Annotated in this window: 17 protein-coding genes and 2 pseudogenes; all 19 read left to right on the forward strand. The window is 61.0% G+C overall.

Going from position 1 to position 25,709, the window contains the following annotated elements; translation table 11 throughout:
• Positions 1–116: pseudogene (locus AAHA41_RS22120) on the forward strand (type VI secretion system tube protein Hcp); the annotation flags it as partial.
• Between the two features lie 333 nt (positions 117–449).
• Positions 450–2,342: pseudogene (locus AAHA41_RS22125) on the forward strand (type VI secretion system tip protein VgrG); the annotation flags it as partial.
• A 174-nt stretch (positions 2,343–2,516) separates the two neighbouring features.
• Positions 2,517–3,890 (forward strand): SEL1-like repeat protein, encoded by a 1,374-nt coding sequence (locus AAHA41_RS22130; RefSeq protein WP_071914368.1) that lies wholly within the window; start codon positions 2,517–2,519, stop codon positions 3,888–3,890.
• Positions 3,891–4,579: 689 nt separating this feature from the next.
• Positions 4,580–5,083: a type VI secretion system contractile sheath small subunit gene (gene tssB / locus AAHA41_RS22135; RefSeq protein WP_033114640.1), complete on the forward strand. Its 504-nt coding sequence runs from the start codon at positions 4,580–4,582 to the stop codon at positions 5,081–5,083.
• A gap of 38 nt (positions 5,084–5,121) precedes the next feature.
• Positions 5,122–6,603, forward strand: a complete 1,482-nt coding sequence (gene tssC / locus AAHA41_RS22140; RefSeq protein ID WP_033114641.1) for a type VI secretion system contractile sheath large subunit — start codon at positions 5,122–5,124, stop codon at positions 6,601–6,603.
• Positions 6,604–6,609: 6 nt separating this feature from the next.
• Positions 6,610–7,041: a type VI secretion system baseplate subunit TssE gene (gene tssE, locus AAHA41_RS22145; protein ID WP_041210862.1), complete on the forward strand. Its 432-nt coding sequence runs from the start codon at positions 6,610–6,612 to the stop codon at positions 7,039–7,041.
• Positions 7,042–7,044: 3 nt separating this feature from the next.
• On the forward strand, positions 7,045–8,811 hold the full coding sequence (gene tssF, locus AAHA41_RS22150) for a type VI secretion system baseplate subunit TssF (protein WP_201910776.1): 1,767 nt from the start codon (positions 7,045–7,047) through the stop codon (positions 8,809–8,811).
• Entirely contained in the window at positions 8,775–9,773 is a 999-nt protein-coding gene (gene tssG, locus AAHA41_RS22155; RefSeq protein WP_124243532.1) for a type VI secretion system baseplate subunit TssG, read from the forward strand. Before tssF ends, tssG begins: the two co-directional genes overlap by 37 nt.
• A 2-nt stretch (positions 9,774–9,775) precedes the next feature.
• Entirely contained in the window at positions 9,776–11,005 is a 1,230-nt protein-coding gene (gene tagH / locus AAHA41_RS22160; protein ID WP_201910777.1) for a type VI secretion system-associated FHA domain protein TagH, read from the forward strand.
• A complete protein-coding gene (gene tssJ, locus AAHA41_RS22165; RefSeq protein WP_041210858.1) occupies positions 11,005–11,520 on the forward strand; it encodes a type VI secretion system lipoprotein TssJ in 516 nt (171 codons plus the stop codon). Before tagH ends, tssJ begins: the two co-directional genes overlap by 1 nt.
• Positions 11,521–11,522: 2 nt before the next feature.
• A complete protein-coding gene (gene tssK / locus AAHA41_RS22170; protein ID WP_041210857.1) occupies positions 11,523–12,857 on the forward strand; it encodes a type VI secretion system baseplate subunit TssK in 1,335 nt (444 codons plus the stop codon).
• Positions 12,858–12,880: 23 nt separating this feature from the next.
• On the forward strand, positions 12,881–13,660 hold the full coding sequence (gene icmH / locus AAHA41_RS22175) for a type IVB secretion system protein IcmH/DotU (RefSeq protein WP_033114647.1): 780 nt from the start codon (positions 12,881–12,883) through the stop codon (positions 13,658–13,660).
• Between the two features lie 19 nt (positions 13,661–13,679).
• Entirely contained in the window at positions 13,680–16,322 is a 2,643-nt protein-coding gene (tssH, locus tag AAHA41_RS22180) for a type VI secretion system ATPase TssH (protein ID WP_323068992.1), read from the forward strand.
• A gap of 2 nt (positions 16,323–16,324) precedes the next feature.
• A complete protein-coding gene (locus tag AAHA41_RS22185) occupies positions 16,325–17,863 on the forward strand; it encodes a sigma-54 dependent transcriptional regulator (RefSeq protein WP_041210855.1) in 1,539 nt (512 codons plus the stop codon).
• Complete coding sequence (gene vasI, locus AAHA41_RS22190) at positions 17,863–18,468, forward strand: type VI secretion system-associated protein VasI (protein ID WP_323068991.1); 606 nt, start codon at positions 17,863–17,865, stop codon at positions 18,466–18,468. Before AAHA41_RS22185 ends, vasI begins: the two co-directional genes overlap by 1 nt.
• A 9-nt stretch (positions 18,469–18,477) precedes the next feature.
• The gene (gene tssA / locus AAHA41_RS22195) at positions 18,478–19,920 is read left to right on the forward strand and encodes a type VI secretion system protein TssA (RefSeq protein WP_323068989.1); all 1,443 of its coding nucleotides are present in this window, start codon (positions 18,478–18,480) and stop codon (positions 19,918–19,920) included.
• Positions 19,921–19,962: 42 nt separating this feature from the next.
• Positions 19,963–23,460 carry a type VI secretion system membrane subunit TssM gene (gene tssM / locus AAHA41_RS22200; protein ID WP_041210852.1) on the forward strand — a complete coding sequence of 1,166 codons (3,498 nt, stop codon included), beginning with the start codon at positions 19,963–19,965 and terminating at the stop codon, positions 23,458–23,460.
• Between the two features lie 46 nt (positions 23,461–23,506).
• On the forward strand, positions 23,507–24,937 hold the full coding sequence (locus AAHA41_RS22205; protein ID WP_071914355.1) for a VasL domain-containing protein: 1,431 nt from the start codon (positions 23,507–23,509) through the stop codon (positions 24,935–24,937).
• A 302-nt stretch (positions 24,938–25,239) separates the two neighbouring features.
• Entirely contained in the window at positions 25,240–25,527 is a 288-nt protein-coding gene (locus AAHA41_RS22210) for a type VI secretion system PAAR protein (RefSeq protein ID WP_033114654.1), read from the forward strand.
• The last annotated feature ends 182 nt before the right edge of the window (positions 25,528–25,709 follow it).

The following is a 25,709-nucleotide window of genomic DNA, read 5'->3' on the forward strand; positions in this document are numbered from 1 at the left end:
AGTCTGACTTCACCCAGCTTATCCAGGTCTCCATGGCTTACCGCAAGATTGACTGGGAACACACCGTTGCCGGTACTTCCGGTGCGGACGACTGGCGTGCGCCCATCGAGGCCTAATCCTCGTTTTGAAACTTTGGTATTCCTTGCAAGTAGTTATGTGTCTTATGGGCCGGTTGCCAAACCGGCCCTCTTAGCCCGTATTTCTCCGGCACCCTCAGGTAGCCGGAGCTTTTCTGTTTTGCCATCCCTCTGCTGCGCATTCGATTGATGCGGGGGGATGGCAAAGCACTAAAGGGTGTCCTGTGATGCAGACCCAATCCGCCCGTAACCCGTGTTCGCCGCTATCTTGGTTGCCCTTTGTGGCACCGGAGAGGGCGGTAGCGTGGTTTGGCGGTTGGGGTTTTGAAGAGGGGCGCAGACATCGCGTGGCCGTGACAAGAGGGGAGAGCCATGGCTAATCAAACCGGATTGCAATTTACCGTCAAGGTAGGGGCACTGCCCGAGAGCACCTTCGTGGTGGCGAGTTTCCAGCTGGACGAGGGGCTGAACCGGCCGTTCAACCTGCGCCTTGAGCTGGCAAGTAGCCAGCCCGATGTCGACTTTGGCGCCGTGCTGGACCAGCCGTGTGAGCTGATGGTGTGGTACAACGGCGAGCTGCAGCGTAGGGTATGCGGGGTAGTGAGTGAGTTTGCCCAAGGGGACAGCGGCTTTCGCCGCACCCGCTATAGCCTTGAGGTCAAACCGGCTCTGTGGCGGTTGGGGTTGCGCCAAAACGCCCGTATCTTCCAGGCGCAGAAGCCTGACGAAATCCTCAGTATCCTGCTGCAAGAGCACGGCATCACCGACTACGCCTTTGCGCTGAAGAATGAGCATGCCCAGCGCGAATACTGCGTCCAGTATCGCGAGACCGACCTCGATTTCGTGAATCGTCTCGCAGCCGAAGAGGGCTTGTTCTACTTCCACGAATTCGAGCAGGGCAAACACCGCATCGTCTTTGCCGACGACGCGGCAGCCCTGACCGCTGGCCCCGAGCTCTTCTTCAACCTCGGCAACCGTTCACTGGAGCAGGGCCCCTATGTGCGCCAGTTCCACTACCGCGAGGCGGTGCGCCCCTCGGATGTGGAGCTCAAGGACTACAGCTTCAAGACCCCGGCCTATGGCCTCTCCCACAAAAAGCAGGGCGCAGAGCTCGACCATCAACGGGATACATACCAGCACTTCGACTACCCGGGCCGCTACAAGCAGGACCCGAGCGGCAAGGCGTTTGCCCAGCACCGGCTCGATGCCCTGCGCAACGACGCGGTGGCGGGCAGTGGCAAGTCCAACAGCGCCGCCTTGTTGCCGGGTCAGCACTTCTCACTCACCGAACACCCCAATGGCAGTCTCAACACCGACTGGCAAATCGTCCATATCCGCCACACCGGTGAGCAACCCCAGGCGCTGGAGGAGGAGGGCGGCAGCGGCCCGACCGTCTACCACAACGAATTTGGTGTGGTGAAAGCGAGTACCACCTGGCGCGCCCGCATCGGCAGCCCCGAGGCGCCCCACAAGCCGATGGTGGATGGCCCGCAAATCGCCATCGTAGTCGGCCCCGAGGGCGAGGAGATTTACTGCGACGAGCATGGCCGGGTGAAGCTGCAATTCCCGTGGGACCGCTACGGCTCAAGTAATGACCAGAGCTCCTGCTGGGTGCGAGTGAGTCAGGGCTGGGCCGGTGGTCAGTACGGTATGATGGCTATCCCCCGTATCGGCCACGAGGTCATCGTCTCGTTTCTGGAAGGTGACCCCGACCAGCCTATCGTGACGGGGCGCACCTACCACGCCACCAACCGGCCGCCGTATGAGCTACCAGCCAACAAGACCCGCACCGTGCTGCGCACCGAAACCCACAAGGGCGAGGGCTTTAACGAGCTGCGTTTTGAAGACCAGGCGGGGCAGGAAGAGATTTACATCCACGGTCAGAAAGACCTGAATGTGCTTATCGAAAACGATGCAGCGTGGCATATCAAGCATGACCAACACACCGACATCGACAACGAACGGGTGACCCGCATCAAGGCCAATGACCACCTGACGGTGGAGGGTGAGAAGCGTGACCAGATCAAGGCGGACTATTCGCTGACGGTGGATACCTCCATGCATCAGAAGCTGGGGCAAAGCTGGCTTGCTCAGGCGGGGCAGGAGATGCACGTCAAGGCCGGTGCCAAGGTGGTGCTGGAGGCTGGGTCAGAGATCAGCGTCAAGGTCGGAGGCTGCTTTATCAAGGTCGATGGGGGCGGGGTCACCCTGGTTGGTCCTACCATCAAGATGAACTCGGGCGGTGCTGCCGGCTCTGGCTCCGGGTGTTCGACCCAGGCACCTCTGTTACCCAAAGCCGTCGTGCCGGAACCTCGTTAGAGGTGCTGATGCTGCGCGGCATCCATCTTCTCATTTACGGGTGTTTCGGGTGGTGATGATTTCATATCGTCATTGCCCGGCGCCCTTCGTTCGTTATTTTTACTTATGCAAAAAAGCAAAATGAATAAAAAAAATTTATGGTGCGTGCTGGCGGTCGCTCTGCTCGCCGGTTGTGCCACGACAAACTCGTCTGTGAGTGATGCCGAGCTTGCTAAAGAGGCAAAACAGGGCAATGGCAAGGCGCAGTATGAACTCGCCAAACGGCTGGCGGCACAGCCGGACTATCCGCAAGCCATGCACTGGATGCAGCAGGCTGCAGGTCAGAGTGGCCCTCTGGCTGCCGATAACAAGGTTCGCGGAGCTGCCGCTCTGCAGGTTGGCCACTGGTATCAGCTGGGATTGGGCGAGCCGAAAAGCCCGCAACTGGCGGAACAGTGGTGGCAACGGGCATCCCGACTGGGCAATCGTGAAGCCAGCTATCAGTTGGGTCTTGCCTGTCGCAGCGAACATCAGGGCAAGCTGGCAAGTGACTGTCTCGACTGGTTTGAACGGGCGGCCAGGCAGGATCATGCTGGTGCCCAGTTGATCCTGGGGGAATGGTATGCCAGCCAGCCGGGTGCCGATCAGGATGCCATCGAGTGGTTGGAAAAATCAGCCGAGCAAGGCAACCGCGATGCCCAGTATCAGCTTGCGCTGCGTTATCAACAGGGAAAGGGGGTGGTCAAACGTCCCGATATTGCCATGCGCTGGTTCGAGAAGGCGGCAGCCCAGCAGCACCCAGATGCTCTCTATGTCCTTGCCACCGAGGCAAGCCCCAGAACGGCATTCGAGGCCTATCAACGCGCCGCCAATGCCGGTTCTGCACCAGCCCAGCTCTGGCTTGGCATGGCCTATCTGGCGGGGGAACAGGTCACAGCCGATCCGGCACTGGGACGCTACTGGCTGGAGTTGGCGGCAGGTAACGGCGCTCATGAAGCGGAGTACCAGCTTAGCCTGCAGCAGAGCGATGCATCGTCGCGGGAGCACTGGTTGTCGCTGGCGGCGCAAGGGGGGATCAGCAAGGCACAGGTCGAGCTGGCCACTTTGCAGCAAGAGCGGGGGGAGCTGGAGTTGGCTCGTGAGGGGTTCGCGCTGGCCAGCAAACAGGGAGAGCTCGATGCTCAATACGCCTATGGCGAGATGCTGCGTCTCGGTCAGGGGGGCAAGGAGGATTATGGTCTCGCCCTGAAACAGTACCGGCTTGCGGCCAATGCCGGACATCGGGAGGCGCAATATCGCATGGGGATGATGCGGGATCAGGGACTGGGTGCCCCACGCAACAGACTGCATGCTTATGCATGGTATTTGCTGGCTGCCACCGACGGTAACAAGGAGGCAACCCAGGCGAGAAATGAACTGGAAAAAGAGATGACCGAAAAGGAGAAAAGCGCTGGTCAAAAATTGGCGCAGCACTGGTTTGATCGTCTTGCCAAAGGTAAACAACTGGACAGTTGATAAGCAATATGTTGATGGGGGAGTTGGCGTATCCCACTCTTCCTGATAATGGTGTTTATGAATTTAATTATCAGTGAGCAGCCTTGGTGTACTCTCATTGATTGTCTGAACGCTGATTTCTGCTCATTGATTGTGCGGGATGATGTGAGCAAGATACGCTGATTTTCTTGAAGAGGTGGACGACAGAAGGTGTCGCTCACCTCTTTTTTTTGCCATTTTTTTGAAATTTGTGATTGCAAGTCAGGCTATTGCGACGGGTCGTTTTTGGTGACGATTTTTATTTTCTTATCGTAATAAATGCGTGCAATGAACATACAAGCGGTTGAGTATAAGGTGTTGATTTTGTTTGTTTATATTTTCATTTGAATTTGTTTCTTGCTTGGCCGTTAGAAATGAATCATTGACTTGACAATATATGGACATATACCATGCGGCGCAAATGGCTCTTAAGCCAAAATGACCTCAAACAAAGAGTTGAGGCGTATCGGGTTGTATAGATAACAAGATGGATATTGTGTTTTTGATTATTAGAGCAATTGCTTGAGATATATCGAAAACGCATCCTTGGTCGATGTTATTGCCACCGAAAATAGCGATGGTACCGTCAACTGTCATTTTTTACAGTTGCCGGATAAAGCGTTGACTATAAGCTTTGTGGCCTTGTTGGCCCTTAACTTGGTATTTAGAGCATGGGAAAAGGAATTGACGGCGCCACTGTTGCGCCCAAAGAGCGTATCAATATCAAATATGTACCGGCAACCGGTGGTCAACAGGCGGAAATAGAACTTCCGCTGACCATGATGGTGGTTGGTAATATGAAAGGGCGTACCGAAGAAACCCCTATCGAGGAGCGCCAGACCGTCTCCATCGACAAGAATAATTTCTCTTCAGTCATGAAAGAATCCGCGCTGGAACTGAAGTTTTCCGTTCCCAATCGCCTGGAAGAGAACAGCCAGGACGAGATGCCGGTTTCGATCAAGATCCAGTCTCTGGAGGATTTCACCCCGGACAGCGTTGCCCAGCAGGTTCCCGAGCTGCGCAAACTGCTGGAACTGCGCGAAGCACTGGTTGCCCTGAAAGGGCCGCTGGGGAATATCCCTGCCTTCCGCAACCGCCTGCAGGATCTGCTGTCCAGTGATGAAGCCCGCGAGCAGCTGCTCAAGGAGCTGGATTTGATTAAGCCTGCCGAGTGATCGCCGGGTTGGATTGACTGAACGAGAAAGGAAAAAACATGTCTTTGGTCGAAGAACAGGTTCAAGCGGGGGCAGCCGTCGCCTCCTCGTCCTCCCTGCTGGACGAAATCATGGCGCAGGCTCGCATCACGCCGGTGGATGAGGGTTACAGCGTTGCCAAGCAGGGCGTTGCAGCCCTGATCGCCAATATTCTGGATAGCGGTTCCACTGCAGAGCCGGTCAACAAGGCGCTGGTTGACAGCATGATTGTCGAGCTCGACAAGAAGCTGAGCAAGCAGATGGACGTCATCCTGCACGCCAAAGAGCTGCAGGAGATGGAGTCCTCCTGGCGCTCCCTGAAGCTCTTGGTGGATCGCACCGATTTTCGCGAGAACATCAAGATCCAGGTGCTGCACGCTACCAAGGAAGAGCTGCTGGAAGATTTCGAGTTCTCGCCCGAGATCACCCAGTCCGGTCTCTACAAGCATGTCTATTCAACCGGCTACGGTCAGTTCGGCGGTCAGCCGATCGGTGCCGTGATCGGTGACTACGCCTTTACCCACAGCTCGCCTGACATCAAGCTGATGCAGTATGTCAGTGCCGTCGGTGCCATGGCCCACGCCCCCTTCATCTCCTCTGTCGCCCCCGCCTTCTTTGGCGTTGACAGCTTCACCGATCTGCCCTCCATCAAGGATCTGAAATCGGTGTTCGAAGGACCGGCCTACACCAAATGGCGTTCCCTGCGTGAATCGGAAGATTCCCGCTATCTGGGTCTGACTGCGCCGCGTTTCCTGGCCCGTCTGCCCTACGATCCGACCGAGAACCCCATCAAGGGCTTCAACTACAAGGAAGATATCAGCTCGGATCACGACCACTACCTGTGGGGCAACACTGCCTATCTGATGGGTACTTCCCTGACCGACAGCTTCGCCAAGTACCGCTGGTGCCCGAACATCATCGGCCCGCAGAGCGGTGGTGCCATCCACGATCTGCCGGTGCACGTCTATGAGGCGATGGGTCAGCTGCAGGCGAAGATCCCGACCGAGGTGCTCATCACCGACCGTCGCGAGTACGAGCTCTCCGAAGAGGGTTTCATCACCCTGACCATGCGCAAGGACAGCGACAACGCCGCCTTCTTCTCTGCCAACTCGGTACAAAAGCCCAAGGTGTTCCCCAACACCAAAGAGGGCAAAGAGGCGGAGACCAACTACAAGCTGGGTACCCAGCTGCCATACATGTTCATCATCAACCGTCTGGCGCACTACATCAAAGTGCTGCAGCGCGAGCAGATCGGCTCCTGGAAAGAGCGTCAGGATCTGGAGCGCGAGCTGAACGGCTGGATCAAGCAGTACGTTGCCGATCAGGAGAACCCGCCGGCAGACGTGCGCAGCCGTCGTCCCCTGCGTGCAGCCCAGATCAAGGTGCTGGATGTGGAAGGCGAGCCGGGCTGGTATCAGGTCGCCATGGCCGTGCGCCCGCACTTCAAGTACATGGGGGCGAGCTTCGAGCTCTCTCTGGTAGGTCGACTGGACAAGGAATAATGACCGATGCCGTATCTCTCTTCCTGGGATAGAGGAAATACGGCCAGTCTGTTTGATCGCATCCGGGGGGAGGGGCATGGCTCCTCCCCCCGTTCGGAAGTTGAGGTGCTGGTCGATTCCGTAAAACGGCAACTCGATCAGATCCTCAACACCCGTCCCGGCAACTGCCGCAGCGCGCCCGATCTGGGGGTCATCGATCTCAACGATGCCACCCAGGGGAGCGCCGATATCAAGGGACGGATCCGGGAGGCGATCCGGCAATGCATCCGTCGGTATGAACCGCGGATCGTGCATGTGGATGTACGTTCACCCGACTATCAGTCGAGCCCGCTCGAGATGTCGTTTATGGTGACCGCCCACGTCAGGCTGGAACATATCGATCACGTTACCTCGTTCAACGTCCATATGGACAGTCACCGTCACTACCGCATGGTCTGATCAATGTCGCTGGAACATTACTTCAGGGATGAACTGGCTTTTTTGCGCCTGCAAGGGCGCGAATTTGCCACTGCCTATCCCGAACTCACCCGCTTTCTGTCGGAGCAAAATAGCGATCCGGACGTGGAGCGCCTGCTGGAAGGGTTCGCCTTTCTCACGGGCAACCTGCGCGCCAAGATTGAGGATGAGTTTCCCGAGCTGACCCACGGTCTGCTCAATATGCTCTGGCCCAACTACCTGCGTCCCGTACCCAGCATGACCATCATGCAGTTCTCGGTCATTCCGGGGGCCATCGCCCAGCCGGCGCTGGTGAGTCAGGGATGCCAGCTCGACAGCCTGCCGCAAGATGGGGTGACCTGCCACTTCCAGACCTGTCACGATGCCTGGGTCTATCCGGCAGACATCCAGCATATCTCGGCGCAAAGCGGCAACGATCTTTCCACCATCTCTCTGGATATCGCCCTGCATGCACCGCTTCCCCTGAGCGAGCTGCAACTCGACAAGCTGCGTCTCTTTCTTGGCGGGGACAGCTACACCGCCTATGAACTCTATTTCTGGCTCTCCAACCAGCTCTCCCATATCGAGCTGGAGGTCGACGGCAAGCGGTTCCGTCAGGAGGCCAAGGCACTGAAACCGGTCGGCTTCGAGCGTGATGATGCGCTGTTGCCCTATCCGAACAATGTCTATTCCGGTTACCGGATCCTGCAGGAGTACTTCTGCTTTCCGGAAAGTTTCCTCTTCTTCGAGCTCTCGGGCGGCGAGTGGCCAAAGCAGCCGTTGCCGGTCAGCGAGTTCAAGATCCATTTCTGCTTTGACCGGCCGTTGCCGGCGGAGCTCAAGATCCGTCCCGACTCTTTCATGCTCAACTGCGTGCCAGCCATCAACCTGTTCCAGCACGACAGCGAGCCGGTCAATCTCAATGGCCGTCAGGCGGAATACCCCCTCAAGGCGAGCTATCGCCATGCCGACAGCTTCGAAATCTTTTCGGTCGACAAGGTCGAGGGGTGGGTCGAGGGCAATCTGGGCCGCTCGCGCGGCACCCCGCGCATCTATCAGCCGTTTGAAAGTTTCCAGCACCAGATTGAGCGGGCCAAACAGCGGCTGGCGCTCTACTACCGGGTGCGGGTCAAGGAGTCGGTGAGCGGCGATGGCTTTGAGCACAGCCTCTCGTTCGTGCGCGGTGACGAGACCATCGCCCACGATCTGGATGAATCCATCTCGGTGACGCTCACCTGTACCAACCGCTCCCGCGCTGCCCGCCTCAAGGTCGGCAGCGTCTGCGTGCCGACCGGCAGCTCCCCCTCGTTTGCCACCTTCCGCAACCTGATCCGGCCGACCCGGCCGTTGCGTCCGGCTCTCGATGGCAGTCTGCACTGGACCCTGATTTCCAACCTGTCGCTCAACTATGTCTCTCTGCTGCGGCGCGATGCGCTGGTCCAGGTGCTGCGCACCTACGATTTTCCGGCGCTGCATGACAAGCAGGCGGAGCAGGCCTCGCGCAAACGGCTGGCGGGGATCGAGGAGATCGAGACCACGCCGGTGGACCGGCTGGTACGCGGCATGCCGGTGCGGGGGCTCAAGTCGGTACTCTCTATTCGCCAGTCCGCCTTTGGCAGCGAAGGGGAGCTTTATCTCTTCAGTACCGTGCTGGCCCACTTCTTCTCGCTCTATGCCAGCGTCAACGCTTTCCATCTGCTTGAGGTGGTCAATCTCGATAACAAGGAGCGCTATCAATGGCCAGTCCAGATCGGTCAGCACTCCCTGATGTGACCTGCGCAGGGGAGGCGCCGCGCTTCAACTTCTTCCAGCTGGTCGAGCTGCTCAACCGGCTGGAGGGGGCGGATCAGGAGCGTGGTCTCGACTACCTGCCGGGTGACGAGAAGATCCGTTTCAAGGCGACTGCCTCCCTCGGCTTCCCGACCAGCGATGTGCTGCAGTTTGGTCGCGATGAGGGGGGGCGCCACGAGCTTGAGGTTGCTTTTCTTGGTCTGCATGGCAGCCAGTCGCCGATGCCCGGCTACTACCTCGACTCGCTGGCGTGGGAGTACGCCCAGGGGGAGCAGAAGCTCGGCCTCTTTCTCGACTTCTTTCATCACCGTCTGCTGACCCTGCTGCACCGGATCTGGCGCAAGTATCGCTACCACGTCCGTTTTCAGGACAACGGTGAGGATGGCTTCTCCCGCCTGATGTTTGCGCTGGTGGGGCTTGGCAACGAGGCCGTCTGCCAGAGCCTGCCGGTCAACCGGGCCAAGATGCTCTCTTATGCGGGCATGCTGGCGAGCCCCAGTCGCTCACCCGAGGTGGTGGCCGGTCTGGTGGCCCACTGCTTCGATCTGGCCGAGGTAGAGGTGAGTGCATGGCAGTGGCGCAAGGTGCCGATCCATCCGGATCAACAAAACCGTCTGGGGGGCGCTTGCGCCACCCTCGGCGGCGATTTTGTCATCGGCGACAAGGTGAATGATTGCGCCGGCAAGTTTTTGTTGAAGATCAACAACCTGAGTTTCAGCCAGTTTCTCGGATTTCTTCCGAACGGGGAGCACTTCCAGTCGCTGGTGACCTTTGTCTCCTTCATCTTGCGCGATCAGCTGGCCTGGGATCTGCGTCTTGGCTTCGGTCAGGAGCAGGCGAAGGGGCTGCGACTCGGTGAAGAGCAGAGCGCCCGTCTGGGGTGGAGTACCTTTCTCGGCCAGCCACCGAGCGAGCCGTTTGTGACCATATGTGTGCAGGAGTGAATGTGGACGAGTTTAATCAGCAACTTTCCCTGGTGGTGCTCAACAGCGAGCAGCTCGATGGTCGCCAGCAGGTGCAGTACCGCTTCGACGAGATGGGCGGCACCCTGGGTGCTTCCGAGCAGGATGACTGGCAACTGAAGGATCGGCTGGGGGCCGTGCTGCCCGCCCACGCCCGGGTCGAGCTCAACGACGGTCGTTTCTGCCTGTGCGATCTGAGCGGCCAGACCTACATCAATGGCGCCACCTCGCCCATCGGACGGGCCCGCAAGGTGCATCTGGAGCAGGGGGATGAGCTCATCGTCGGCCCGTTCCGCCTGCGCGCCTATCTGGGGGCCATTACGCCGGAGCAGAGCCTGCATCAGGTGCTGGGAACCCATCCGGCCGAGCAGCTTGACGAGTGGCTGGCGGGCGAGGAGCCAACAGCCGGTGTGGCGGATCCGCGCCATCTCGCTGTCGACCCCTTGCTGGCCCTGCAACAGGAGCGCGCCATCAATCCGCTGGCCGAGAGCCGCATGCAGGCCGAGCTGCACCCTCAACCGGAGATGGACTCCCTCTCCCTTGCCCCTTTTTCTGCTGTCGAGAACACCATGAACCAAGAATTTCTGGATATGCCCACCATCGAGAACCATCCCGATTTCATGCCGCAAGAGGGAGTCGATCACGTTGCCCTGACGCCGCTGATGCGCGGTCTGGGTCAAAACCTGCAACTGGAAGATACCCGTCAGGCACACGACATGCTTGAAGAAATGGGCAAGACCATGCGGGCCATGGTGGAGGGGCTGCTCCAGCTGCAAAACGATCAGGCGGCGCTGGCCGACAAGCACTTGCGTCCGATTGAGGATAATCCGCTGCGCCTTGGCCTTGGTTATGACGAGACCCTGGCGGTGCTGTTTGCCGAGCAGAAGAGCCCGGTGCACCTGAGCGCGCCGGCCGCAGTGGCCGAGAGCCTGCAAAACGTGCGCATTCACCACGTGGCAAACCAGCAGGCCATCAGTGCGGCGCTTGACAGCATCCTGCAGGCCTTCTCGCCGGAAGCCCTGCTCGGTCGGTTTGAGCAATACCGCCGCAGCGGCGCGCCGGGCATGGCTGATGAAGGGTGGGCCTGGAACATGTACCAGCACTACTACCGCGAGCTCACCTCTGCCCGCCAGCAGGGGTTCGACAAGCTGTTCCATCAGGTTTACGCCCAGGCCTATGACCAGGCCGTGCGTCAGCAACAGGGACTGATTTGATGATACGTGCGCTGATGCTGGGGGCGGCTCTGCTGACCCTCGCCGGTTGTACCACCATGGGCAAGATGGCTGACGTCGCCATGAACCCGGATATCCAGGTGGGGAGCAACAATGATCAGCCCTCTACCCTCGGGCTGAGTCTGGTCGCCGAGCCTGATGTCAACCCCAACGAGAGCGGGGAGGCAGCACCTATCGAGTTTCAGGTGGTGCTGCTGGCGGAAGATTCCAAGCTGCTCGCGACCGACTACGACCAGGTGACGGCGGATGTGGAGAAGGCCCTTGGCAAGAACTACCTCGATCATCAGGAGTACACCCTGCTACCCGGCCAGTTCAAATACCTGCCCCCCGTCAAGCTCGACGAGAAGACCCGTTACATCGGCGTGATTGCACGTTACGCCGACCCGGACAGCGCCGAGTGGCGCAAGGTCATCAAGATCAAGAGCAAGGGAATGGCCTATCAAATCCTGGTGCACCTGCGCCTGGATGAAGTGGAACTACAAAAAGAAGAAGAATAACCATGTCGAGTCGAAATCGGGTTATCTGGCGTGAAGGGCTCTTTATCAAGCCCCAGCACTTCCAGCAACAACAGAGACATTCGGATTACGCGCTGCACGCTCGCCTGAGCGCGCTCAGCGACTACTTCTATGGCTTGCAGTCGCTCGCCATCAATGAGGATTATCTCGGCTTTGGCCGCATTGCGCTGGTGGGGGCCACCGGCATCCTGCCGGACGGCACCGTGTTCAACATTCCGAACGACGATATGCTGCCGACTCCGCTGGAGATCACCGACGCTTCGGTCGCCAACCAGAAGGTCTATCTGGCGCTGCCGCTCTCGGTGAGCGGGGTCAACGAGGTGGGGCAGGGCGGTCAGGTCGCTACCCGACTGCAGGCCCATCGCCACGATGTGCGCGACCTGCACAGCGAAGGGGGGGATGTGGTCTCCCTCGAGGTGGGGCGGGTCAGCCTGCGCCTGATGCTGGAGCGGGAGGATCGCAGTGCCTACGCCTCCCTAGCCATTGCCCGCATCCTGGACAAACGTCCGGACGGCGGTCTGGTGCTGGATCCCAACTTCATGCCCTGCAGCATCAGCGTCTCCGCCATCCCGACCCTCAAGCGTTTCCTCGGCGAGTCGGCTGGCCTTGTGGCCGAGCGGGCTCGCAGCCTCTCCCAGCGCATCGCGGCGCCGGGTCAGCAGGGGGTTGCCGATGTGGCCGAGTTCATGATGCTGCAGCTGCTCAACCGCGCCCAACCTCAGCTCTCCCATCTGGCGCGCCTTGGTACCCTGCACCCCGAGCGGTTGCATGAGGCGCTGGTGCAGCTGTGCGGCGAGCTGATGACCTTTACCGACGAGTCCCGCCTGCCGCCCGAGTTCCCCGCCTATCGTCACGACGACCAGCAGGTGAGCTTCGAACCGGTGATGCTGGCCCTGCGTCAGGCACTCAGTACCGTGCTGTCGCCGCGTGCCGTCTCCATCCAGCTGCGCAAACACCAGTACGGCATCATGGTGGCCATGGTAAGCGAGAGCGAGCTGATGCAGAGCGCCGACTTCGTGCTGGCAGTGCGTGCCCGCATGCCGCAGGAGCAGCTGCGCAAACAGCTGCTACAGCAGACCAAGGTGGCCTCCAGCGACAAGATCCGCGAGCTCATCAGCCTGCAACTGCCGGGGATTCCGCTGCTGCCGCTGCCGGTGGCGCCGCGCCAGCTGCCCTACCACGCCGGTTACAGCTACTTCCAGCTTGACCGTCAGAGCCCGGCCTGGCAGATGCTGGCTGTGGGCAACACGCTCGCCTTCCATATCGCCGGCGATTTCCCCGAGCTCGACATGCAGCTCTGGGCCATTCGTAGCCAGTGATCGCACCAAGGAAACATGCAGAGATGACCACGGACATTATCAAGAACGAGCAACTCAGCGATCTGCTGTTCGATCATGCCGAGCAGCTGGACATGGATTCGGACTACTGGTTCCGCCTGCGTGGCCAGAGCATCAACCCGATGATCGATGCGGTGACCCCCCTGCTGGGGCTGGTGCAGCGGGTGCGCCTGCTGTCACGTTACGATCGGGTACCCGAGCTCTATCAGCAGGTGGTGACCGAGATCCAGGCCATCGAGCAGGAGTTGATGGCTCAGGGTTACGAGAACGGGGTCGTCCTCTCGTTTCGCTACATCCTCTGCACCTTCATCGATGAGGCCGTGATGGGCCGCGACTGGGGCAGCCAGAGCGAGTGGTCGGAACATTCGCTGTTGACCCGTTTCCACAACGAGACCTGGGGCGGCGAGAAGGTATTCGTCCTGCTGGCCCGCCTGCAGGAGGATCCGGAGCGCTACCGCGACATTCTTGAGTTCATCTATCTCTGCCTCTGCCTCGGTTTCGAGGGGCGTTACAAGGTGATGAGCCAGGGGCGCGAAGAGTTCGAGCGCATCGTCCGCCAGCTGCACAAACAGCTCGCCCCCGAGAGCAGCGGCGAGGCGCCCAGCGTGTTTCACCTCGACCTCGGTCGGCAGGCGGCCCGCTACCAGCTGCGCAAGCAGGTCTCCCTGCGCACCCTGTTCATGGGAGGGGCGCTGATCCTGGCCATCATCTTTGGCCTCTATCACCACCAACTCAATAACCAGACCCAGGACGTACTGCGTCAACTGGGCGAATTATTAAAATAAGTACTAAGGAGAGCACGCCTTGATCCGTATAGAACTGCCAGTACTGGTGGAAAGACTCAACCCTATCTGCCGTCACATGCTGGAGGAGGCCGCGGCCCTCTGTGTCAACCATCAGGGAGCCGAGATCCGCATCGAACATCTGCTGCTCAAGATGCTGGATACGCCGCTCAGCGATGTCCGTATTATCTTCAAACGCGCCGACGTGGAAGTGGAGGAGCTCAAAACCCTGCTGCAACCGTCCACTGCCGACAACGGCTATGGCCAGGGTTATCCCTCCTTCTCGCCGCTGCTGGTCGAGTGGCTGCAAGACAGCTGGCTGCTCGCCTCCGCCGAGATGCAGCATGCCCAGCTGCGCAGCGGCGTCATGCTGCTGGTGCTGTTGATGACCCCGCAGCGTTACCTGCCGGGCTCGGTGACCCGTTTGCTGGCCAACGTCAATCGTGAGCTGCTGCGCCAGCAGTTCGACGAGTGGGTCAAGGAGTCTGCCGAGACGCCAGTGACCAATCCGGCCAATGGCAGCACGGCACCGGCAGCACTGCCGACCGACGCCACTCTGCTGGCCCGCTTTACCGTCAATGTGACCGAGCAGGCCCGTCAGGGTTCGCTTGATCCCGTACTCTGCCGGGATCACGAGATCGATCTGATGATCGACATCCTCTCCCGTCGCCGCAAAAACAACCCCATCGTGGTGGGCGAGGCGGGCGTCGGTAAAAGCGCCCTGATCGAGGGGCTGGCCCTGCGCATCGTGGCGGGTCAGGTGCCCGAGAAGCTGCGCGGGGTCGAGCTGATGACGCTGGATCTCGGTGCCATGCAGGCGGGCGCCTCGGTCAAGGGGGAGTTCGAGAAGCGCTTCAAGGGGGTGATGCAGGAGGTCAAGGAGTCGGTGCGCCCGGTCATCCTTTTTATCGACGAGGCACACACCCTGATCGGGGCCGGCAACCAGGCCGGCGGCATGGATGTCTCCAACCTGATCAAGCCGGCACTGGCCCGTGGCGAGCTGCGTACCATCGCCGCCACCACCTGGAGCGAGTACAAGAAGTATGTCGAGAAGGATGCGGCGCTCTCCCGTCGCTTCCAGCTGGTCAAGGTGAGCGAACCCAATGCCGATGAGGCCACGGTGATCCTGCGCGGTCTGCGCAGCATCTACGAGAAGGCTCACGGGGTACTGATCGACGAGGAGGCACTGCAAGCTGCGGCCCAGCTCTCTGCCCGCTACATCTCCGGCCGTCAGTTGCCGGACAAGGCGATCGACGTGCTCGATACCGCCTGTGCCCGGGTTGCCATCAACCTCACCACGCCGCCGCGCGCCGTCAGCCATCTGCAAAACGAACTGCGCCAGCGCGAGCTGGAGATCCGCCAGCTGGAGCGCCAGCGCCTGATCGGGTTGGGTGACAACGAAGAACGCCTCGCCGAGCTGCAAGATGAGCAGCTGAGTTGCCGCGAATCGCTGGCGGAGCAGGAGTCCCGCTGGCAGCAGCAGCAGGGTCTGGTTCACCGGATTATCGAGCTGCGTGCCGCTCTCCTGGCCGATCAGCAGGATGAGATGTTGGCCAGAGAGGCACTGGATCTCGCCGATGCCCCGCTCGATCCGCAAGCGGCTGCCGAGCAGCTGGCCACCCTCGAGAGCGAGCTGGCCGACCTGCAGCAGGGAGAGGTGCTGGTCTCCGCTCATGTCGACAAAACCCAGATTGCCGCCGTCATCGCCGAGTGGACCGGAGTGCCGCTCAATCGCATCTCCCAGGGGGAGCTCGATGTGGTGACCCGTTTGCCCGAGTACCTTGGCGATCTTATCAAGGGGCAGGATGTGGCGGTGGCCCACCTGCACAAGCACCTGCTGACTGCGCGCGCCGATCTGCGTCGTCCCGGCCGTCCGCTGGGGGCCTTCCTGCTGGTGGGCCCGAGCGGGGTTGGCAAGACCGAAACCGTGCTGCAGATTGCCGAGCTGATGTTCGGCGGCCGCCAGTATCTGACCACCATCAACATGTCCGAGTATCAGGAGAAACACACGGTTTCCCGTCTGATCGGCTCGCCTCCCGGCTATGTCGGCTTTGGCGAGGGTGGCGTGCTGACCGAAGCCATTCGCCAGAAACCCTACTCGGTGGTGCTGCTGGATGAGGTGGAAAAAGCGCACCCGGATGTGCTCAACCTCTTCTATCAGGCGTTCGACAAGGGCGAGCTGGCGGATGGGGAAGGGCGGATCATCGACTGCAAGAACGTCGTCTTCTTCCTCACCTCCAACCTCGGTTTCCGGACCATCGTCGAGCACGCCGAGCAGCCCGACGTGCTGCTGGATGCCCTCTATCCGGAGCTCGCCGCCTTCTTCAAACCGGCCCTGCTGGCGCGGATGGAGGTGATCCCCTATCTGCCGCTGGGTCACGACACCCTGGTGCAGATCGTGGGTGGCAAGCTCAACCGGCTGGTCAAGCTGCTCAAGGAGCGCTTTGGCGCCGAGGTGGAGCTCGATGGCGAGGTGGCCGAAGAGATCCTGCTGCGGGCCAACCGCAGCGAGAACGGTGCGCGCATGCTCGAATCGGTTATCGATGGAGCCCTGTTGCCGCCGGTCTCCCTGCAACTGCTGCAGCGTCTCTCGGCCGGTGAGCCCATCAACCGGGTTCGCTTCTCTGTGGTCGATCACCAGTTCGTGGCCGAGGTGGAGGGCTGACCATGGAACAAGCCCTCGCATTCGCCCTCGCGCTCACCGAGCAGCGCGACGAAGCCCACCTTTGCCACTGGTGGAGCTCGACCCTCCATGCCAGCTTTCAGCCAAAAGGGATCCTGCTTGGCATGCTGGATGTGAGCGGTCGCCAGCTCGAATGCAAAGGCTGGGTCAAGGGGCAGGAAGTGGCGCTGGGGCTGGCGGTGGATGACTTCTCCCATCCGCTCGCCTATGTGCTGCACAAGGCGCAGTCCCGCACCTGGGACTCCCTCTATGGCGGTGCCCGCATCGAGCACGCCGGTTTTCGCGCACTGCTGGCCAATCTGGGCCAGCAGTGCGGGTTGCATGCGTTCCCGTTGATGGATGGCAAGGGCAAGCCGTTTGCCGTGCTGGCCCTGCTCGATCGGGGCGAGGTGTTGCAGGAGTGGGCCGAGGGGCCCGAGCTTGCCAGTCTGGCGCAGGTCTTTTGCAACCAGCTCACCCTTATTCGCGATCTGGGGCGTAGCCGCCGGGATCAGAGTGTGCTGCGCGACTCTCTGCGCCAGATAAAAGGTGAAGAGGATCGTCTGCGCCAGCACGAGAAGCTGCTGGGCGAGCAGTTGATCGGCCAGTCGGCGGTGATCTGCGGTCTGCGCGAGCAGATCGCTCAGGCGGGGCGCCACAAGCTGACCGTCCTCATTCAGGGGGAGACCGGCAGTGGCAAGGAGGTGGTCGCGCGGCTGGTACACCAGTGCTCCGATCGGGCTCACAAGCCCTTTGTGGCCATCAACTGTGCCGCCATTCCGGAGAACCTCATCGAGAGCGAGCTGTTTGGTTATCAGAAGGGGGCCTTCTCCGGCGCGCTCAGCAACAAGAGCGGGCTGGTCGAACAGGCCAATGGCGGCACCCTCTTTCTGGATGAAGTGGGTGACATGCCTGCCGCCATGCAGGCCAAGCTGCTCAGGGTACTGGAAACCCGCAGCTACCGGCCACTTGGCGCCGAGCAGGAGCGTCAGTCTGACTTTCGTCTCATCGCCGCCACCCATCAGCCGCTCACTCGCCATGTGGAGGAGGGGCAGTTCCGCGCCGACCTCTACCACCGCCTTTGCCAGTGCCTGCTGCTGATCGCCCCGTTGCGCGAACATATGGAAGATGTGCCGCTGCTCTGCCAGCACTTCATGGCCCAGTTTGCCGCTCAGGATGGCAAGGCGCTGGCAGGGTTGCAGCGCAAGTTTTTGAAGCAGCTGCAGACCTATGACTTCCCGGGCAATGTGCGCGAGCTGCGCAACCTGCTGGAGGTCGCTTGCGCCCATACCAGTCATGGTGAGGAGGTGGGGCTGGAGGCTCTGCCGCCAGAGCTGCGCGAGCGGGTCTGCGTCGAGCTGCCCGGCGCACTGGATGACTACAACCACATCCGCGATCTGCGCCGCGCCATGCAGCAGTACGAAGCCTCGGTGATCGAGGCGCGCCTGCGCTACTTCCAGGGCAACCGGATGCTGGTGGCGGAGAGCCTCAATATTCCCAAGCGCACCCTGGATCACAAGTGCCAGAAACTGGAGGTGAGCTGATGAGTCTGCTCGCATTGGTGCCGCTGCTGCTGGCCAGCAGTGCGGCGCAGCCATCCCCGGAGTTGGCCCAATTGCAGGCGTGCCGGCGCGAACCGTCGCCCTTGGTGCGCCTGGCCTGTTATGACGCCATTGGAAAGGGGACGGCCGGGAGTGAAGAGGGGGCGGTCTCCCGCTCCCCTGCCTGGCAGGCGATCCTGACCCAGGAGCAGGGGCGTCAGCCTGACAGCCCCCCTTTTCTGCCACTGCTGGATGAAGCGGGCGGCAGCGTCACCCTGACCCGTCCTGCCCTGCGTGGTGCCACTTTGGCCATCGGTTGCGTCAACAGCATCACCCATATCCGGCTGCGGCTCGATAACCCCTGGGTAGGGGAGCGGGTGCAGATAGCGCTGGATGGTGAGCCAAGTCGCCAGTCGCAGAGCTGGTTTGTCCGGGATCAGGGGCTGCTGCTCGAGTATGGCCGCGGTTTGCCCGCCATCGAGGAGCTCAAGCGCTGGATCGGGGCTCGTGAACTGCAGGTACAGGCCGACAATGGCGCCATCCTGCGGGTGGATCTCAGCGGTCTCAAAGAGGCACTGCAGCCCGTGCGCCAGCAGTGTCGCTGGTAAGGGGGCGCAATGAGTTATCAACATCCCTGGTGTGGCCGCCTGCTGACCCCTCTCTCTACCGAACTGGTGAAGGGGGCCGTGCCTGCTGACGAGCCGCGCTGGGATTATGTCGAGACCGAGCTGGTCAAGCTGGGCTCGCTGGCCCACAGCCAGGTCGATCTCAATGCGGTAGCCGAGGCGTGCCTCGTGCTGCTGGAGAGCAAAACCAAAGATATGCGGGTGCTAGCCCAGTTGCTGCGCTGCCTGCAGCATCCGGCCAAGGCGACCCCCATGGGGACGGCAATCCTGCTGCTGGAGTGCTGGATCCGCGACTACTGGTCGCTCGCCTGGCCCGGCAATGTCACCCAGAAACAGCGATTGATGGTGCAGATCGTCAAGCGTTTTGAAGGGGTATTGCCACGGGTATCGGAGAGCGCCTCGGCGGCGGAGCTGGCCGGTTTGCTGGCTCGCGCCGAACAGCTGGAGGCGGCGTGGCTGGCGCTGTGTCCCGACAAGGGCGAGTTGCTCGACCCGCTGGTGATGGGGCTGAAACGGGCCCAACGCCAGCAGGTGGCACAGGCGCAGGCCGATGAGGCTGGCGCGCCGCAAAGCAGCGCGACCGTGGCGCCAGGTGCCGCTGTGTCCGGCATTCCCGTCACTACCTCGAGTGCTGCGCAGGGGGGGGCGAGCCAGCGTCCGGCGGTGGAGATCGACAGCTCCAACGATCGGGCATGGCGCCAGACCCAGCTCAAGGTGGCGGAGCTCCTCATTGAGCGTCAGCCGGAGGCCGCAGTGGGCTATCGCCTGCGTCGCCACGCTATCTGGGCCGGTATCACGACACCTCCCATGACGGCGCAGGGCAACAAGACCCAGCTTGCGCCCATGTCGGTTGACATGGTGGATGAGTATCGCGCAGCGATGAATGCCGCCGATCAGGGGCTCTGGCAGCGGATCGAACAGAGTCTGACGCTGGCGCCCTACTGGTTCGAGGGGCACATGCTCTCGGCCATGGTGGCGCAGAAGCTCGGCTTTGCCACGGTGGCGCAGGCCATCATGCAGGAGTTGGAGATCTTCTTGCAGCGTCTGCCGACGCTGCGGGAGCTCACCTTCAGCGACGGCACCCCCTTTCTGTCGGCCGAGTGCAGCCGCTGGTTGCAACCAGCCAAGGGGGGGAGCAGTGACGGACAAGGGGGTTGCTCTCTGGCCGAAGAGGTGGCGCTGCGCCATGGCGAGCAGGGGGTTGCTGCGGCGCTCGCCCTGCTCGATGAGCGGATGGCGCAACTGAAAGAGCCCAGAGCCCGCTTCCATGCACAACTGGTGCAGGCGGAGTTATTGGAACAGGAAGGCATGAATTCGCTGGCTCGCCAGCACTACCAGCACTTGTGGCAAGAGGCCACCCGTCTGGGACTGTCGCAATGGGAACCGGGGCTGGTGAGCCGTCTGGAACGTCATGCGACCGCCTTGGCGCAATGAGTGTCGAAATGAGTCATTGAGTCGGAGTTGAATCACAATCTTATGTTCAAAACCATCTTTACCTTTCTGCAGCAACAGCTGCCGAAACTGAAACCCTCCTGGCCTCTGCTCGGTGCGGTGCTCTGGGTTGTCGCCCTGATCCTGGTGTGGTGGCTGGGCCCCCGCATCGAGATCCGCGACGCTCGTCCCTTCGAGCCGCTGTGGGGGCGGGTGGTGTTCACCCTGCTCTGGCTCTGGCTGCTGCTGGGGGTTGTCTCCTGGCGCGTATGGCGCAAGATGCAGCAACTCAAGGCCGAGCGGAACCATGAGCTGGTACTGGAGCAGGATCCGGTCAAGGGGATCCTCGATCGTCAGGCGCTCTTTCTTGACCGCTGGCTGGCGACCCTTGGCGAACATCTGGGCAAGGGGGCACTCTATGCCATGCCCTGGTATCTGGTGCTGGGTCTGCCCGGCAGCGGCAAGAGCAGCCTGATCCACCGCGCCAACCCGGCCAACAAGCTCAACCCGAGACTCGACACCGAGCTTCGTGAAGTGGCGCAGGATCAGCTGGTCGATTGCTGGCTGGGAGAGCAGGCGGTGATGCTGGATCCCGCTGGTGAGCTTCTGTCCCAACCCGATGGCGAGCAGGAGCCGCTGGCGCGCAAGCACGAGCGGCTCTGGCTGCACCTGCTCGGCTGGCTCAATGAACATCGCCGTCGCCAGCCCCTCAACGGACTGGTGCTGACGGTGGATCTGGCCTGGCTATCCCATGCCAGCGTGGCCGAACGCAAGGCCTATGCCCAGCTGATGCGCTCCCGTTTGCAGGAGCTGTCGGCCACCATGAATACCCGCTTGCCGCTCTATGTCACTTTTACCAAGCTCGACCTGCTGCGCGGGTTTGACGTGGTTTATGAGCAGCTCGACAAAGAGGCCCGCGAGGCGGTGCTGGGGGTGACCTTCAAGCCGGATGAGCGTCAGGGCAAGGGGTGGCAGGATGACCTCTCCCTCTTCTGGGACGAGTGGGTCGACAACCTCAACCGCAACCTGCCGGCACTGATGCTGGCCGGGCTGGATGCCAGCCGCCGCAGTGCGCTCTTCTCCTTTGTTCGCCAACTGGCGGGCCTCAAGGAGTATGTGACCGAGCTGCTTGCCGAGACCCTGGCCATCGAGGAGAGCAAGCCGCTGCTGGTGCGCGGTGTCTATGTCAGCTCCGTCTATCAGCAGGGGGTGCCGTTCGATGCGTTTGCCCAGGCGGCCTCTCGCCGTTACAACCTGCCAGAGCCCATTTACTCTGCGCTGCGCGGGGAGTCCAACACCTATTTCGTGCGCAAGCTCTTCTCCTCCATCATCTTCCCCGAGGCCCATCTGGCGGGCGAGAACCGGCTGCATACCCTCTATCGCCGCCGTCGCATGGCCGTCGGCCTCAGCTGCTTGTCGCTCTTCTCGGCAGCCCTCATCGGTGGCTGGCACTACTTCTACCGGGTCAACGAGGAGGCCGGTCGCAACGTGCTGACCAAGGCCCAAGCCTTTATGGCCACCAACGAGGTGGCCGATGAAGAGGCGTTTGGCGTGAGCCAGCTGCCGCGTCTCAACCTTATTCGCGAGGCGACCTTCTCCTTTGGCAACTACCGTGAGCGGATGCCGGTGGTGGCCGATCTTGGCCTCTATCAGGGGGACGAGATCGGCCCCTATGTGGAAGGCTCCTACCTGCAACTGCTGAGCCAGCGTTTCCTGCCGGCCCAGATGCAGGGGCTGCTGGAAGATCTCGACCGGGCGCCGGCGGGTAGCGAGGAGAAGCTCGCCATCCTGCGGGTGATGCGGATGCTGGATGACGCCTCCGGTCGCAACAAGGAGCTGGTGGCCCAGTATATGGCGAGCCGCTGGCAGAAGGCGTTCCCGGGGCAGGGGGCGTTGCAGGAGCAGCTGATGGGTCACCTCAACTACGCCCTCGATCATACCGACTGGCACGCTGCTCGCGCCGCCCGTGATCAGGCCGCCATTACCGCCTTTGCGCCCTTCAAGGAGCCGGTCTACGGCGCCCAGCGCGAACTGGGCAAACTGCCCATGTATCAGCGGGTCTACCAGAATCTGGTGGTGAAGGCGGGCGATGTGTTGCCGCCGGATCTCAACGTGCGTGACGAGGTTGGCCCCACCTTCGATACCGTGTTTACCCTGCGCAACGAGAGCGCAGGTCAGGTGCCGCGCCTGCTGACCTGGCCCGGTTTCAGCGATTTCTTCCTCAAGCAGGACAAAGCGCTGCTCGACCTGACCGCCATGGATGCCTGGGTGCTGGGCCAGCGCAAGCTGAGTCAGTTGAGCGAGGCGGATCGCAAGGAGATCACCCGTCAGGTCAACGATCGTTATGTCACCGACTACGTCAACCAGTGGCAGAAACTGCTGACCAATCTGGATGTGCAGCCCCTGGAGAGCCCGGAGCAGGCACTCGATGTGCTCTCGGCCATTACCGGCAACGATCAGCCGTTCCAGCGGGTACTCGCCTCGCTGGATGACAACACCCGCATTCGCAAGATCTCCGATGTGGAGGGGGATCCGGGTCAGGCCATTACGGCACGGATCGGACGTCCCTTTATGACGACCAACGCGGCGCTCAGCGGCCGTGGCGAACAGGGGCCGCTCATCTCCGAGGTGAACCAGAAGCTGGTTGATCTGCAGCACTATCTGGAGCTCATCGTCAACGCGACCGAGCCGGGTCAATCTGCCCTGAAGGCGGTGCAACTGCGCCTGACCAACAAGTACGCCGATCCCGTATTTGCCCTCGAGCAGTATGCCCGTGGTCTGCCCGAGCCGCTCAACCGCTGGGTTGGCCAGCTCTCCGAGCAGACCTCCCGTCTGGTGATCGATTTGGCCATGTCCTCCCTCAATCAGGAGTGGCAGGAGAAGGTGCTGACCCCGTTCAACAGCCAGCTGGCGGATCGCTATCCGTTCAACCCGAGCTCTGCCAAGGATGTGCCGCTCTCCGAGATGGAGCGCTTCTTTGCCCCGGGCGGCACGCTGGACAGCTTCTATCAGGTCAACCTCAAGCCGATGGTAGAGGGCGGGTTGATGGAGGGTGAACTGAGCTCACCCATTCAGGCCGAGCTGGTCAAGCAGCTGGATCGCGCGGCGCGCATCCGCCAGATCTTCTTCAGCCCGCAAGGCAATCTGGAGGTGCAGTTTGCCCTCGAGCCCATAGAGCTCACCGCCAACAAGCGGCGCAGCGTGCTGAATCTGGATGGCCAGTTGCTGGAGTATGCTCACGGTCGTCGCACCAAGGTGCCGCTGGTGTGGCCCAACACCATGCGTGACGGAGCCGAGAGCAAGATCACGCTGGTGCCGGCTGCTCGCGAGCGCTCGCCGCGCAGCGAAGGCTTCGTCGGGCCCTGGGCCATGTTCCGCCTGATGGACAAAGGCGAGCTGACCCAGGTGAGTGACGCCACCTTCGATGTGCGTTTCCCGGTGGATCAGGGGGCCATGACCTATCGGGTCTATACCGACAGCGCCCAGAACCCCTTCACCGGCGGTCTGTTCAGCCAGTTCAGATTGCCCGAATCCCTCTATTGATTAGGTCGGGGGCACCCTGTGCCCCCTTCATCCGTTGGAAGCCGATATGTCACAGAATCAACAAGGCCAGCAGGCGCTCAAAGTGGGGCGTGACCCCAGAATGTTGCCTGAGTACGAAGCGCTGCGCGCTGAGATCAACAAGCTCAGTCACGCCTCACGTCCCGAAGTGGACTGGGCGCTGATCCACCATCTTGCCAGCCAGATCTTCGAAAAGCATGGTGTCGATCTGCAGACCGCCATCTACTTCACCCTGGCCCGCTCCCGCCTTCAGGGACTGAGCGGTTTTACCGAAGGGTGCGAGTTTCTTGCCAACCTCATCGTCACCCAGTGGGATAGCTTCTGGCCGCCGGTACATCAGGAGCGGGCCCGCATCGAGATGCTGGACTGGTTTATTGCCCGCATCAGCGACGTGATTCGCCAGTACCAGATCAGCCATGAGGACAAGCGACTGATCTACCGCTGCGAGCGGGCGCTGCAGCTTATCAGCGAAAAGCTGCACAACGCGGGTCTGAGCCGCATTCCCCGGGTTGAAAACCTGATCCACTTTATCGAGGGCTATACCCACCTCTTTGACGAGACCGAGATCGTCATCGTCTCCGACGAACCGGGTCTCAAGGAGGATATGCAGATCCCGCCGATGGTCTTCTTCAAATCGGATATGGACCACGAGCACGGAACGCCGATGGCATCGGTTGCCCCCGCTCTGCCGCAGGGCAGCATTCTGGTGGGGCGCGAGAAGGGGCAGGTCAAGCCGACTGTGCTCAAGATCGAGCAGCATCGCAAACAGCGTCCGGCCTGGTTCTGGTTTGGCTGTGGCCTGCTCAGCTGCGCTCTGCCGGTCATGGCATGGCTGGGTTGGCAGCACCAGCAGCAGGAGAAGGTGATTGCTATGCAGCGCCTGCAACAGCCGGCCGCCGAGTTGCCGCGCGTGCTCAGCTATGACGATATCCGTCAGGCGCGCATCGTGCTGGGGGAGCAGGCGGTGCAAGGGATGGAGAGCGAGCTGGTGGCGCGCTATCAGGCCCAGCTGGATCGGCTGGAACAGACTTCACCGCTCTACTGGTATCGCTATGGCGAAGGGTTGCGCACCTCGTTGCAGATGCTCTATCCCGACTCGCTGGCGGTCAAGGCGCTGGACAAGCAGTGGCAGAACGCGCTGGTGGGGCAGGGGAGCAATAACAACACCATTCCCACCTACCTTGATGCCCGTGCCGGTGTCGATGCGCTGATCGACCAGCTGCAGGAGCTGGAGCGCCAACGCAAGACGGTGACCATCTCCTATCTCAAGTCCCAGCTTTATGAGGTGCAGAAAAACCTGATGCAGGAGACGCCGTTCAGTCTGCGTCTGAGCGAGCTGGAGGCGAAGAAGGCTTCGCAGGAGCCCATCACCGCCGCCGAATTGAAGGGGCTGGAGAGCGATCTGAAAGCGCTCAATATCCGCCTTTATCAGCTGCAGCAGGGCGAACTTGGCAGCTGATAGTGTTGTTGTGCGCAATATATTGCGCATAAAAAAGTGAGATATACCAGAAAGGCAACCTTTTGTAGTCAGGTTGCCATTTCTGCGCAATACCTTGCAGCCCAATCGCTTGCCGCATCGGCTGTCAGTGTGTAATGCACTGATTTTATTTAAAAAATATTGAATATTTGGAGTGGCACACTCTGTGCTGCCACGACGCAGCCTGTTTTGCCCCGTGCTTGCCACTACAGCCTGTTGCTGTTGTGTGAGGGGCGTGGGGATAGGGCGCAGACCCGTTATCCCCGCTCATATGGAGAATCACTATGTGCCCGACTATCGCACTGCTCGGTGACATTGGCACCGACCACGACGGTTTTCACCCCTCGCCGGTCAGCGCGGCCAGTCCCGATGTGTTCCTCGATGGAAAACCGGTAGCCCGTCAGGGCGATCCGCTGGAGCCTCATGACAAGCCCAACAACCCGCCTCATCCCCGCGCCATTGCCGGTGGGGTCGGCTCGGTGCTGGTCAACGGCAAACCCATCGCCGTCACCGGTACTGCGGTTGATTGCGGTGGCGTCGTGATTGGATCCGGCAGCGGACAGGCAGGATAAGGAGCAGATCATGGCACAAAGCACCGGATTGCAATTTACCGTCAAGGTGGGGGCACTGCCCGAGAGCACCTTCGTGGTGGCGAGTTTCCAGCTGGACGAGGGGCTGAACCGGCCGTTCAACCTGCGCCTTGAGCTGGCCAGCAGCCAGCCCGATGTCGACTTTGGCGCCGTGCTGGACCAGC

The sequence above is a fragment of the Aeromonas sp. SER genome, from assembly GCF_038739615.1.
Taxonomy (GTDB): Bacteria; Pseudomonadota; Gammaproteobacteria; order Enterobacterales; family Aeromonadaceae; genus Aeromonas; species Aeromonas jandaei.